Below are 13765 nucleotides of genomic sequence, written 5' to 3'. Positions count from 1 at the left end.
AGCAGCAGAGCATATTCAGACACTATTTTTAAAAAACTTGGTATTTTTATGTCTTGAATTATAGACGGCAGACAACAATACCAATTTCTTAGTGTGTCTAATTTGGAAAACGGCGATTTAAAGAGGCGGGGGGCTGGTGTATCTAAGCATGGTTAAAATAACAAAGCGTCTGCAGTTGGAGATATGAAATAAGAGCAGGTTTGCTCTGCTCTTATTACTAATATTGATCCAAACTAGTCGAACCAACTTGCCTGTATGGGCACACTAAACAACAGTGGAGCAAATATTTCGTAATGTTGGCGATTTTTCTCACACTTAACGTTATTTAAATACACGGCCTTCCAAGGGTCGTTAATTAACCATAAGGTGTTATCTACTACTGCCACGCCTTCTATAGAGGCATTGTTCATGGCTTCGTAGTCTTCACATTCTTCGCTACCAGCTTTGGTCTCAGCAAAAAACTTCATGGGTAAAATGACTGTTTCTTTTTTGCCAGATAAATCCACCACCCATAAGGTTTCATCGTTTCTAGCAGCCGCTAATAAGAACTCTCGACCATCAGGCGTTTGATAATAATCCATGCCGTTAATAGGATGATTACCACTATCAAAAATAGGTAACTTCAAATCAAATGCTGTCACAACTGCAAATTCATCTGATTGCCAAAATTCACTGTGCATTTGCAAAGAAAACACCCTAGCTTGTTTAGTACTATCTTTTTCAATACCTAGATACAAAGTACGGGCCTGTCCAAAAGCGAGACCTTCAACGCCATCATTTGGGAAATCGCCAATCTGCATTTCAGCAGTAAACTGGATAGGGCGAACATGGGTCATTAATGCGGTATTGTTTGCTTGCATCTCAAGTCTGATGAGCAATGTTGGGTAATTTGTTGAGCCTGAGTTATGGAGTTTTTGTTGGCAAACCTCTGGCATAGGCTCGGCATATGATCCATCTTCAGTCACCACATAAAACACTCTGTCGTCATCAGGATCAACAGCCAAAGCTTCTAGATCAGGGTTATCACTGATGTATGCGGCAAAGCAGCTTGATTGCAATTGTTCAGATAAAATCATTGGCAAATCAGGACCACTTAACAAGGTATTTTCTTTAGATATAGCTCTGAGGCGCAGACGTTGTGAAGAATGAGCACTACGATCGCTCACAGTCAGCAAGCCATCACGCCATTTAACTAAACCTGAAGTCTGTGGGTTAAGCATAACTTGCCCATCTTGTTCCATGATCCAATGACCATTGACTTGTATTTTTTGATCGGCTTGCATTTTTTGATCGACTTGTGCCGATTCAGGGTTTTTTCCACAGCTAACTAATAAACTGCCAATCCCTATGATAAAACCCACATACGCTCTCATATACGGTCAAATCTCACTGTTATAAATCATTGATTAAAAAAATTAGTCTACCCTACTCAAAATCACGAAGAAATAAAAACTTAACCATTTGGTCATTATTTGTTCTCACTACAATTCACTACTATAAGTCACTTAGAAACAACTGCTAATTAAATATACTGAACAAACAGACAAAGCCACGCTACAATATTTTATTGGTATAATGCCGTTATTTATATGCGCTTATTTATGGATTATAGGAACTTTATGAAAGTAACATGGTTGATAGTGTTATTAAGTTGGGCAGTTTGTGTCACTGCTACACCAACTAAACAAGTAGAACTATTTATTGATGCTTACAACCAACATGATATCGAAAAAATGCTCGAAAAAACAAGTGAACAAGTAAAATGGTTATATAACATTAATGACAAATTGTTGCTCGAAACAGAGGGTAAGGACGCACTGCGAGCCGCTATGGTTGAGCATTTCAAGCAGCAAACTCATGCACGTTCACTGATTAAACGTTCCTTAACTCTTGGTGACACTGTTGCCGTTATAGAAGAGGCATTCTCGAATGATGGGGAACGCTCTCAATGTGCATTGTCTATCTATCAAATGCAACAAGATCTAATACAATCAGTCACTTATTATGCAGCTACTAGTTGTGAATAGCCTCAATGACTTTTCTCTGTTACCAATATTGCAAATAGGAGTTCATGAATAATAACAAATTAAAAATTGGCCTGTTTTATGGTTCAACCACCTGTTACACCGAAATGGCCGCCGAAAAAATACAAGCTAGATTTCACCACTTAGTGGGCCATGCCTGTGTTGAATTATTTAATATTAAGGACAGTGCATTATCAAAAACTGAACAGTTCGATATCCTTATTTTTGGTATTTCCACTTGGGATTTTGGCGAATTACAGGAAGATTGGGAATCAACTTGGGAAGATATAGCAGGCCTAAACTTAGCCGACAAAACAGTCGCCATTTTTGGTTTAGGTGATCAGCTAGGTTATGCGGAGTGGTTTCAAGATGCAGTTGGCATGTTGCACGACGAGTTACTGCTCTTAAATTGCGATATTGTTGGTTACTGGCCTAACCAAGGATATGACTTCATCGCCTCAAAAGCCCTCACTGAAGACAAAAGTTTTTTTGTTGGTTTATGCCTAGATGATGAAAACCAATATGACTTAAGCGATGAACGGATCGACAATTGGTGTGATCAGTTAATTACTGAAATAAACTCCTTATAGCCGTCACTTTGCAAACACCTGACTCCCGTATTCATCAACCCTACTATCGAAACGGCCCCTCTCATCGAGATGGTGCCGATGTTAGTTTCCAAGATATAGTTAAAATTTTTGGTTTTCGTACAGTCACTATAGGTAAATGGGTCACGGTCGTTGAGCAGCAAATTGCGGCCAATTTATTTTTTGATGCATTGTGCGATTTAATGGATATTCTACAAGTGCCAGAGGCCGTTATTTCCCTTAACGGTAGTTTGTCTTTAGCTTTTGGCAGCGGTGGACGAAAGCATAGCAGTGCTCACTATGAGTCACATACCAAAAAGCTAGCGCTGGCCAAAAATGCTGGGGGAGGTGCACTTGCCCACGAATGGTTTCATGCTTTTGACCACTATGTTTGTGACAAGTTATTTGTGGCAACATCCCATGAACAATTTGCTTCCCAGTGTTGGCTACAAGACGAACCACAAATATCACATCAGCTAAATGAAAAACTGAGTCTGTGTTTCGAATCAATATTTTTAGCCACTGATAAAAGCCAACCTAATAAGTATGTCAATCGCAGCGCTCAAGCAGACAAATTGTTAAAAATATTTTATTACGCTCGACCGCAAGAGCTGGTAGCACGAGCCTTTGAGGCATGTATTCAAGACCACTTTATTAAGAATGCATTTTTGGTACAAGGTACAAAACAAAGCCCAGAAGCTAAGATGGGGATCTACCCTGAAGAGGAACTCAGAGCTACAATTTCTACAAATCTACTGGGTTATTTTTATCATTTGGGGCGGGCCATGAAATAAAAAACATAAACTTGAAGATGGATAAGTAATTGATATATCTGCAAATGTAAGCAACTAGAATCTAATCAAACTGAGCTCCTTCAACCACGATTAAGCCATCGTTGCTCAATATCGGCACCGGACATTGGCTTATCAAAAAAGTAACCTTGTAGCTCGTTAACTTTTAACTTGTTGCATAAATCCCTCTGAAATTCAGTTTCGACTCCCTCAGCAACAATATGCAGATCAATAATATTAACCATTGCTGCGATACCTTTCACTATTTTCATATGCCTAATATCTGTATCTGCTACAGGCAAAAGTGACTTATCTAATTTAACAATATTGATGGGGTAATTAACTAAATGGGATAACGAAGAGAACCCTGTTCCAAAGTCATCCAAAGCCAATTTACAACCTAATTCACAGAGTAGAGTAATATGCTTATTATTGTTTTCATCTTGATTTAGAAGGGCTGTTTCGGTGAGTTCTAACACTAAAAACTCGGCAGCAACGTGATATTTAGCCAAAAGAGACTCAATTACGCTCACGAGCGCAGCGCTACCCAACTGAACTGCTGATATGTTGACCGCCATAGTGAGTGTACAGCCAAAATTTTGATGCCATGCAGATAATTGGCTTATTGCAGAATCTAACACCCATTCACCAATTTCATTTATTTCGCCAGATTGTTCAGCGATTGGGATAAATTCATCAGGGAAACATTTTACTGAGCAATTAGGCCATCGGATCAGTGCTTCTACACCCACAATTTTACTACTGATGGCATCTAAAACAGGTTGATAATGCAACTGAAAGTCTTGCCGCGTCACTGCCCCTTTTAATTCTGTTTCTATCAAATAATTTCGTGAAAACTGTTCTTGCATCGCCGCTTCAAAAAAGCACAATTGATTACGACCTTTTTTCTTTGCACGATACATAGCGATATCAGCATACTTTGTTAATGCTTCAGCTGAATCGGCATTATGTGGGTGAAGCGAAATACCTATACTTACACCACATTGCAGGCTATATCCGTTGATTTCAATTGGCGTTTTAAGGCTTTCAATTATACGCCTGGCAACTGCGGTGGCGTCATTAGTTTTTTTTAACCCTGTGATTAGAATGGAAAATTCATCTCCACCAAGGCGAGCGAACAACTCGTTTCCACGTAAACATTGAGTAATTCGACTGGCTACATTTTGCAGCAGCTTATCGCCAGTTTCGTGTCCATAGGTATCGTTGATTTTTTTAAAATGATCGAGATCTAATAATAACAACGCAATAATATTTTGAGAGCGTAAATTGTTAGTTATTGATACCTTAAGTGCCTCTTCAAAGTGATATCGATTTGCCAATCCAGTCAATGAATCCGTTTCAGCAAGTTCGCGTACTTGGCAAAAACTCTCATGTAGCTTTTTTTCAAGTTCAAAGCGTTTTTGCGCTTGTATAAACGCTCGCATTAACTTGTCAGCAGTAATATCACTTTTTGTAATGAAATCTTGGGCACCAACTTGTAAACACTCAAGGGCTAAACTTTCATCATCTGAATTACTGACCATAACGATAGCGGTGTTACCAAGGTTAGGTTTACTGCGAAGTTCAATGACTAACTCTATGCCATTTTTATCCGGTAAATAATAATCAATCACTAATACGTCATAATGATTTTTATTCACCGCTTCTAATCCTTCTTCAAAGGACTTCGACTCAGTTAATTGTCTAACATTAGCATTGCCACGAAGCGCCCGTTTCAACGCCTCTCTATCTACTGCATCATCATCTACAATTAATATTTTCACTCAACCGTCTCTAGCTCGGGGCCAAACGGCCACTCAATAATAAAAGTTGAGCCAGATTGCCCATCTGATTCTAAGCTTACCTTTGCTCCATAAATACTGAGTGTCTTTTCCACTAACGCTAACCCCATTCCGCTACCTTCAACTTCATCTCTGGATTTTAACGTTTGGAATTTTTTAAATACTTTTTCATGATCCCTAGGGTTAATACCTGGACCATCGTCAGTCACTTCGATTTGATAGGCGTGTAATAATTTTTTGCAAGTGACGCTAATTTTTCCACTATCGGTGATGTGGTGTTTGACTGCGTTAGATATCAATTGATTAAGCACTGATATTAAACTTTGTTTTGGTAGTCTTAGATCACAACCGTCAATATCCAGTTGGAATTTATTCGCGTTTGCTTGAGCGGCGCAGATCATTACAGTTTGATTAAAATCTATAAGCTCATATTCTTCAGTTTCATTACCTATTTGTGAATAAAGCAATAAATCACTGACGAGTAACTTAACCCGTTTAGCGCGGCTTTTGAGCATAGTCAAATGCATCAGACTTTCTTCACTAACTTGTGAACCTAAATCTTCAGCTAGCCAGTTGGCTAAATTATCAATGGCGTTAAGAGGGGCTTTGATATCGTGTGAAGCTAGATAAATAAACTCATTTAAGTCTTCTTTGGCCTTGCGAAGCTCTGCACGAAGACACTCTACTTCCAAGACTGAAGATGGCTTGTTTTCGTGGGGAGTAGATTGACTAATGATACATCTCCTTATGATTGTATGTGTTTGAAGCCAAACTTTAATGAGAAAACATATGCAAATTATAAAAACAAAAAACTCAAACTTAGTTAAGCATTACAGGCAAGTATTTACTACTAAATATAGCCTTACTTAGACTAAAGTACTAAGTGGGTAAAGGTTGAATTTAGAGCCTATAATGCCTCAATTTTTGCCCTTAGCTCTTGAGTATTAATTTCACCTTTTGTCATATAGTCTTTAACAAAATCAAAACTAGAAGCTTTTTCTCTGTCTTCTGCACGCTCTGAAGATGAATACATCATGATGACACATGACTTTAAAGCCAGTCTGTTACGCAATTCGGCAAACTTATCTAAAAACTCAAAACCACCAATTATTGGCATATTAATATCAAGAAATATCACTACTGGTGGAAATTTTTTATTGTATATCTTGCAATTTTCTTCATAGTTTTCAAGAAATTCTAACGCAGAAGAGCCATCGTCGCTTTCAAAGATATCCACCACACCAACCTCGTTAAGCTGACGTTTAAGAACGTAACGATCAATTTCACTATCGTCTATAATAAGTACGCTGATTTGCTTCATGCTGACTTTCCCTTTGGGAATGAGATGGTAAAAATAGTACCTTTATTCGATGTCGTCATATCAATAGTACCTTGCATATAATCTACGTGTTTTTTAACAATCGCCATGCCTAATCCTGAACCAAAACTCACTTTTGGGTGAAAGCGTTTAAACATCTGAAAGACTTCACTACGCCTATTTTCGGGGATACCTAAACCATTGTCTTCGACTTGAACTACATAAGAATTATGTTTTTCCAATACTGTTGTTTTAACAAATGCTCGTTCTTTGTTTGGGTCATGATATTTAATAGCATTAGTCACTAAGTTTTCAATAATCTGCAGCAACCTGATTTTTTCGGCTTTCATAGGTTGGGTTAGTGTGATTTTTTGTTCAAATATACAGTCATTTTCCGCTAACAAGTCACTAGTACTGGCGCAAACTTCTGTCAATATTTCCTGAAAATCAATATCCTTTACCCCTTGGTCAATAGAATCGGCTTCGGTTAAAGCCAAAATTCCAATTACAAGTTGTTCAAGTTTTATCATTTGTTTCACAATTTTTTCAGCATCATCAAGCGCATTTTGTAGCTGCCCTTCATTAATATCCTGGATGATAAATTGAGCTAGCATTTTAGTGGATGTTAAAGGTGCTTTGAGGTCGTGGGATGCTCGGTAGGCAAATTGCGCCAACTCATCATTTGCTCGTGTTAAGCTGAACGTTCGTTGTTCCACTAGGGCTTCTAACTTTTGATTAACCTCAGTCACCATTAATTCATTGGTTATACGCTGTTTGGCGACCTCTAATAATGTCTTTAATTCCCCAGAGACATTTTTATTAATATCTGTTTCTAAGTCCTCTTTACTGTTTGTTTTACTAAGCAGTTGTATCACCCCATCTATAGAGCTAGTAATATTTTGCGACATAAAAGTAATAAATAGAATGTTAAATAAAGAAATAAAAATAACTAACGGGATCATTGTACGCATAACAAAAGTTACAGTTTTAATAGTTGGCTCTTCAAACAAAATGGAAGTTGCATTAAATGTCTGGGAACACATTTTAAGTTCAGATATGAGATTAGCGTAGTGCAATTGTCCACTTGTATATTGATTCAACAAATCAAGTGCTCTATCAGCGTCTCTAATGTCTTTTTCACATAGTTCTATAATCTGAAAGGTACCTATTTGCCGCATAATCATTTTATTCAATGCGCTAACTTGTAGTAGGCATTCAACTGGCTGCTGCCTAATATTATTAATATTATTCTTCAGTAAAGGGATATCCAAAAGTTCACCATTCTCAAGCCTAAGTATTTCATCAGAAAATGTAGCATTGTATTTTAAGTGAAGAAAATTAAGCTGATGAAACGTGGCACCTTTTGCAATCTCAAAAACCGACCATAAAGTGAGGCTGATTTCAAAAGCGGTAAGTAGCACAATGATCATTAATTTATTGGATATTTTCATTTATACCTTTATAACTTTACTGAACACAGCGCTGATATTAAAAGCCAGATCATGAGTAAACGTTTTGACTCTGAAACTAACACTTAGGCTCCTTTAATTTTTAACGGTAACTTATATTTTGTAAATAACTTAACCACAGATGCTTTATAGAGTGGTTTAAGAATGTAACCTTTAGCTCCTCTTTTTAGCGCAGTCTCTACCGTTGCCTTGTCTTTATTACCTGATAACATAATGACTGGTGTTCCTTTGTTTAACCCTTCTTGATTACAAGTTTGATCAACAATATATATACCATTAGTATCGGGTAAGTTTATATCCATCAGTACTAGACTATATTGCTGCCCTGTTAATGCTGCCAATGCTTTACGTCCAGTATTAGCTGTATCAACCTTTAGGTTATATGCGTTAAGTAATTTTAGGGTTAGCTGTAAACTAATAATGTCGTCTTCCACCACCAATACAGAAGGCACTTTGCTACGCTCGTTCAAGACGCTATCGGGATCAATATCTTGTTGGTATAAGCGATTAAACTGGTAAGAATCCGGTTTCTCCGGAGCCACTCCGGTTTCTAAAGAGTTGTCAACATCTGGCGATTCAGAACTACTTAGCCCTATAGTTTGTTGTAAAAGATCTAACGCTTTGCTCTGGAGTTGAATAAGCTCTGGTCTAATTTCGTCAGAACGAATATATGACAAGGTTTGTTTTAATTTTTCGAGATCAAGCTTAACAGACTGGTTATTCTGAATATCCTCTGCGGCGCGATCTAAAGCTTTGTCTATATCAACGATGCTGCGCTCAAATGCTAAGCGCATATCAGCCTTACGGTCAGCACCATTTTTTAATGATTCTTGCATATCTTGGGGATATTGTTCTAAGTGTTTAACAAAGTTTTTCCCTTGTTTATGAGGATTAACTACCACACCTAATTCAATCAATAAATGTTCACAGATAAGGATAATTCGGTGTAATTCATATACAGGTCTTGCAACCATATAGTCATCAATCACACCATTTTTATAGGCATCGTAAGCCTCTGATTCTGCCTGCCTTGGGATAAGGCTTACAACTCTGTGTTCACAAATGTCAAATTCAGCAACGGCATCTAAGGAACGATAGTAGTTGGCTAAACTATTAGGCAGAGTTTCACCAGTCATCAAAAATATTTTAGCAGCCTTATTTACCAATTGCCGGCATACATCCTTAAGATTATCGACCACAACAATATTAGAAAAATGCTGAGTCAATGTTTGAATAAGCAAACTATCAATTTCTGTATCTATGCTAAAAAATACGATTTGGCTTACACTGTGATCACTCTTCACTGGCTAATTCCCTGTCAATATTCATCATAACCTGATCGATGCTGTCACTGATTTGTAGCCAAATTGTGTTTTGGTTGGATAAATCATCTTTACAAGATTGTTCTAAATTTTCACATAACGAACTTAATTCTTGTGCGCCAACGATGTTTGCGCTGCTTTTTAAACTATGGGCTTTATTCCCTAAAACATGCCAATTTTGCGAATTGACAGCATCCTCCATGGAAAGCTTTACTGTGCTCAGGTTCTTCTTATATTCTTGCAGGAAATCTTCTATTTCTTCCGCACTTTCAATCCCAACCAATTTATACAAGGTCTCGATAGAGAAGTTAGACTGAATTCCGGGCTGCTGTTCGATAACCAAATTATCAATATAAAATTCATCATCTTGCGGTGTAAACTCTTCAAACCGCTGCTTTCGCTGTGGAGTGTTATCATTTATAGAAACACTGCCTACTAGATCACACAAAGTATTTAAAGTGAGTGGTTTCATCAACACTTTGTCTGCTCCGGCTGCAAAACAACTATCACTACAGGATTTTGAGTTATCAGCTGTCACAATAAATATAGTGGATTTTGCACGACCTTGTTGCTTTTCTAATTGCCTAATATGGCCAACCAATTCATCACCCATACCATCGGGTAGCTGAAAATCACTGAACACCATATCAAATTGATGCTGTTCAAAATAAATCACTGCGTCATCAACTGTGGTCGCAAAAATAGCTTTTATATCTAGTGATTTAAATTGCTTTCGTAACACATACATAAGTTCTTGGTTGTCTTCGACTACTAATGCCAGCGCCTGATTAGCCAACCTACTGTTATCAGAGGAAACCTTAACAGCCTCAACAACCAATCTGTTTTCAATAAATGCAACAATGTCATCTAACTTGATTGGTGTGTGTTGTATAAGCAGTGGCACTGTCTTATGGCGACTACTCTGCTGATCTACCAAGATTGCAATTTGGTTTTGGTTGCATGAGTTAATTTTTTTCAATTTAGAAAGATGCTTAAATGTAACCAGCAGATATTCATTGAATGACAGACTATTAGGCATATTGTCGATCAGGACAACCTTAAAACCTAAGTTCTCTGCATATTTACATAATATGCGGTATACCGCTTTATCATCGGTAAAAATGGACTTATTGGCTAAAGCCGGCATATCAAAAGTGTTTGTTACAATACTTTTTTCGGAAAAGGTAACCGGGATATCAAATGTGAAAGTCGCCCCGTTTGAAGGTTGGCTTTTCACGCTTAGCCGTCCATTCATTAACGAGACAATTTTCTGACAAATACCCAAACCTAATCCAGAGCCCCCAAACTGGCGATGTACCTTAGCATCAGCTTGCTCAAATCCAGAGAATATAGCCTCTTGACGATCAAGAGGAATGCCTATGCCGTTATCTGTTACAGAAAAAATAATGTGGTCGTTTTGTTCGGCTTGGCTGACATGTAAATCCAACAAAGGAAATGCACTAGTATTAAACTTAATTGCATTGCTAACTAAGTTCGCTAGCACCTGAGTTAACCTTAAATCGTCCACATAAAGTTGCCGGGGAATATTCGAATCAACATATAAGGAGAATGAGGTATTCTTAACATGAGCCTGACCGGCAAAATCTTCCAATACTTGTTCGCAAAGCACCCGAATGTCGGTATTAACAGGAGACAACTGCACTTGCTCAGCATCAAATTTAGTAAAGTCTAAAACATCGTTAAGTAAACGCATTAAATGCGCCGCTGCGCGCTTTGAGCGAATTATGTTTTCATTCTGAACTAGCTCTTCATCCATAATGCATAAGTCGAGCATACCAACAATAGCATTCAGTGGAGTTTTAACTTCATGGCTCATGGCTGCCATAAAATTGCTTTTAGCTTCACTTAAATTAAGTGCTTCATCACATGCCTTTTGCAGCTGTGTATTAAGCTCAATAATAACTGTTTCATCAATTAGCAGGCCAATACGTTCACCACTGTCTGTCACTCGATCTCTATAATCGAAATGGTGACCATCAGCATGTTGAAAATTAAAATGGCAACTTTTTTGCAGTGTTAATTGTTGACGAATATATCGAATAATAACCTTGAACTTAGTGTGCTTTTCCAGTTTTATATATTGGAGAACAAGGCTAATAAATTCTATTAGTGGTAATCCCTCAATAACATTTGAGGTCACACTTTGAGCTAACAACTTGAAGTTTTTATTGACAAAATCGATTCGAGATTTTGCATCACAAATAATCACTGCATCGGACATTTGATCTATGGCAGACAAAGTATTTTGATAACGAACTGCGAGTTCAGAGGACTGCGCAACAGAAAACTTAATTACCCACTTTTGATTTGACATAGGCAAAGACGTAGCAACGAATTGTGAATCTACGCAAGTAAAACTTATACGGTCCTGACGGCCCTGCACCAGAGGTCTGATACATTTAAGCACATGCTCAGTGGCTTGTTCTAATAATTTATTTTGCTTAAAAATGGTGTTACTTGCTAGCAACTGTAATGCACCATCCACAATAATAACTGGATGAATAAAACCCTCAATATGTGAGCTATTTATATCAACCAAAATTTAATTTCCCTATCAACAAAGTATCTCCATTTTGAATTGGTAAAACCGAACTCCGACCAATAATTGATGGTTCGAAACGATCTAAAATCTGAGGGTAGTTACTATATAGCCGCCTAAAAAATAGACAATTCGACATTAGTCGTAAGACTTATGGTTAAGTGAAGGATTAGCCCTTAGCTAAATTCAGAGAAACAATTTCTAAAAACCTACTGGATTATTTTTATCATTTGGGGCAGGCTATGGATAAGTTGAAAAACCTTAAATAAGAGTATTTTGTTAATTTTAAGCTAATTAATAGATGCTCTGAAGCTCAACTGCCTTTATACTAGGCAGTCTCGTTTTAACCCAATTGGCGATTTATACCGATGAAAAGAAAAAAGCACGGCAGTTCTGATGATGACGCTGCAATTGATATGACTCCCATGTTGGACATAGTGTTCATCATGCTTATCTTCTTTATAGTGACCACTTCTTTCGTAAAAGAGAAAGGTCTAGAAGTTAATCGTCCTAAAGATTCTAATACACCTCCACCACCGACTAATGTTCAGTCGCTGTCTATTCGTGTAAATGAAGACGGTACTATTGTAGTTAACGGTCGTCAGGTAGATATTCGTCGCGTTGAAGCAAATATTCAAAGCTTTTTGGCCGAAAATAACCAGGATAGCGCAGCTGTTCAGGCTCATCCAAAAGCCAAACACGGTGATGTAACTGAAGTTATTAACGAAGTAAAAAGAGCCGGTATTGCTAACGTCTCAGTATTGGTTGGTAGCTAAAACCAAACGAATAAGTAAAATTAAATTAAAAGGCCGCTGTTCATTGAATAGCGGCCTTTTTATTTTTAGATGATAAATTAATTTATGCCAATCCGTATAAAGTACGGAATTAGCAACGTCTATCAGCACAAAAAAATATTACTCAAGATCGAGTGGCTCTGGGGAGAGTATGATGCCAGTAGTGTCGGCATACAAATGGTCATCTGGTAAAAATGTCACACCGCCGAAGTTAACTGCTACATCCATTTCACCCAACTCTTGATCGTCGGCGCTTACGGGTATTGACGCGATGGCATGAATTCCAATGTTTATTTCTTCTAGCTCATATACTTCACGTACACTGCCATAACATACGATCCCTTCCCAGCCATTATCGAATGCCAACTGAGCAGCACTAGAATCAATCAACGCCCTGCGCATAGAGCCACCGCCATCAATCAACAATACTTTGCCTAACCCAGGTTGCTCTAATGTTTTTAGAATTAGGCCCTTGTCTTCAAAACATTTGATGGTAGTAATTTCACCGCCGTAAGAAGTCCGCCCCCCAAAACTCACAAACATGGGTTCGACCACGTCAACACTGTCGGCAAAAACATCACAAAGAGTAGAAGTATTGTATTCCATGTTTGTTCCAAATATAGCTGAGTCAAGTTTTAGTATACTGCTAGTGCACAGCAAATCCAGCGTAAACAGCTTTTAGATGGGTTTAACACTGCCATCAAGCTCGTGCAAAATATCACTACCCTTAATAGTCCCAGCATTCAATCTTTGATATCAATCACTATGTAGGCCTTATTAATGAATATCTGCAGCAAAACATAAGCAGATGTAATTCCATTAGTTATTTCATATTGCATAAAATAACTAATTCTAGGCTTAGACTTCTTTGTTTTTATCCTTGGTAATGACATGATTACGGCCTAAAAATTAATAAGGTTGTTGTAATGGCAAACAGAATAAAAGTAAAAGCGATTGGCTTATCTTTAGTGGCGATATTTATACTTACTGCCTGTGGCCAAAAACGTGCTTTATATTTACCTGAAGAGCCAGCCATAAACAACACCTCACAGGACTCACAAGATGCAAGTGAGTCTGCCGAAGAAGGAAAAGATTGAT

The 13765-nt window shown here is 37.8% G+C and carries 13 protein-coding genes; 5 read left to right on the top strand and 8 right to left on the bottom strand.

The annotated features are described in order from the left end of the window. Positions 1–233 precede the first annotated feature (233 nt). Positions 234–1361, bottom strand: a complete 1128-nt coding sequence (locus GARC_RS14810; protein ID WP_007621566.1) for a hypothetical protein — start codon at positions 1359–1361, stop codon at positions 234–236. Between the two features lie 258 nt (positions 1362–1619). Here GARC_RS14810 and GARC_RS14805 point away from each other — a divergent pair, with 258 nt between their 5' ends. From GARC_RS14805 to GARC_RS14795, 3 genes are read left to right on the top strand one after another with little or no spacing between them, the layout of a single operon-like run. Then, positions 1620–2027: a nuclear transport factor 2 family protein gene (locus GARC_RS14805; RefSeq protein WP_007621563.1), complete on the top strand. Its 408-nt coding sequence runs from the start codon at positions 1620–1622 to the stop codon at positions 2025–2027. 44 nt (positions 2028–2071) lie between these two features. Then, entirely contained in the window at positions 2072–2614 is a 543-nt protein-coding gene (gene fldB, locus GARC_RS14800) for a flavodoxin FldB (protein WP_007621562.1), read from the top strand. A gap of 8 nt (positions 2615–2622) precedes the next feature. After that, positions 2623–3405 (top strand): CLCA_X family protein, encoded by a 783-nt coding sequence (locus tag GARC_RS14795; RefSeq protein ID WP_007621560.1) that lies wholly within the window; start codon positions 2623–2625, stop codon positions 3403–3405. Between the two features lie 80 nt (positions 3406–3485). Here the strand turns inward: GARC_RS14795 and GARC_RS14790 are convergent, their stop codons facing one another. From GARC_RS14790 to GARC_RS14765, 6 genes are all read right to left on the bottom strand, one after another. Continuing rightward, positions 3486–5186, bottom strand: a complete 1701-nt coding sequence (locus tag GARC_RS14790; RefSeq protein WP_007621553.1) for a two-component system response regulator — start codon at positions 5184–5186, stop codon at positions 3486–3488. After that, complete coding sequence (locus GARC_RS14785) at positions 5183–5896, bottom strand: sensor histidine kinase (RefSeq protein ID WP_007621551.1); 714 nt, start codon at positions 5894–5896, stop codon at positions 5183–5185. The genes GARC_RS14790 and GARC_RS14785 overlap by 4 nt, the downstream gene beginning before the upstream one ends. Positions 5897–6111: 215 nt before the next feature. Then, positions 6112–6525, bottom strand: coding sequence for a response regulator (locus GARC_RS14780; protein ID WP_007621548.1), 414 nt, complete (start codon positions 6523–6525; stop codon positions 6112–6114). Further along, positions 6522–7973, bottom strand: coding sequence for a sensor histidine kinase (locus GARC_RS14775; protein ID WP_007621546.1), 1452 nt, complete (start codon positions 7971–7973; stop codon positions 6522–6524). The genes GARC_RS14780 and GARC_RS14775 overlap by 4 nt, the downstream gene beginning before the upstream one ends. Before the next feature lie 83 nt (positions 7974–8056). Then, the gene (locus GARC_RS14770) at positions 8057–9295 is read right to left on the bottom strand and encodes a response regulator (protein ID WP_007621544.1); all 1239 of its coding nucleotides are present in this window, start codon (positions 9293–9295) and stop codon (positions 8057–8059) included. Then, on the bottom strand, positions 9285–11873 hold the full coding sequence (locus GARC_RS14765; RefSeq protein ID WP_007621542.1) for a hybrid sensor histidine kinase/response regulator: 2589 nt from the start codon (positions 11871–11873) through the stop codon (positions 9285–9287). Before GARC_RS14765 ends, GARC_RS14770 begins: the two co-directional genes overlap by 11 nt. Positions 11874–12241: 368 nt before the next feature. Here GARC_RS14765 and GARC_RS14760 point away from each other — a divergent pair, with 368 nt between their 5' ends. After that, entirely contained in the window at positions 12242–12649 is a 408-nt protein-coding gene (locus tag GARC_RS14760; RefSeq protein ID WP_007621540.1) for an ExbD/TolR family protein, read from the top strand. 138 nt (positions 12650–12787) lie between these two features. Here the strand turns inward: GARC_RS14760 and rraA are convergent, their stop codons facing one another. Beyond that, positions 12788–13273, bottom strand: a complete 486-nt coding sequence (gene rraA, locus GARC_RS14755) for a ribonuclease E activity regulator RraA (protein WP_007621538.1) — start codon at positions 13271–13273, stop codon at positions 12788–12790. 320 nt (positions 13274–13593) lie between these two features. Here rraA and lptM point away from each other — a divergent pair, with 320 nt between their 5' ends. Beyond that, positions 13594–13764: an LPS translocon maturation chaperone LptM gene (gene lptM, locus GARC_RS26770; RefSeq protein ID WP_007621535.1), complete on the top strand. Its 171-nt coding sequence runs from the start codon at positions 13594–13596 to the stop codon at positions 13762–13764. The last annotated feature ends 1 nt before the right edge of the window (position 13765 follow it).

The organism is Paraglaciecola arctica BSs20135 (genome assembly GCF_000314995.1).
Classification (GTDB): domain Bacteria; phylum Pseudomonadota; class Gammaproteobacteria; order Enterobacterales; family Alteromonadaceae; genus Paraglaciecola; species Paraglaciecola arctica.
Note: the sequence above shows the minus strand (reverse complement) of the source record. Positions and strands in the feature narration are given on the sequence as shown.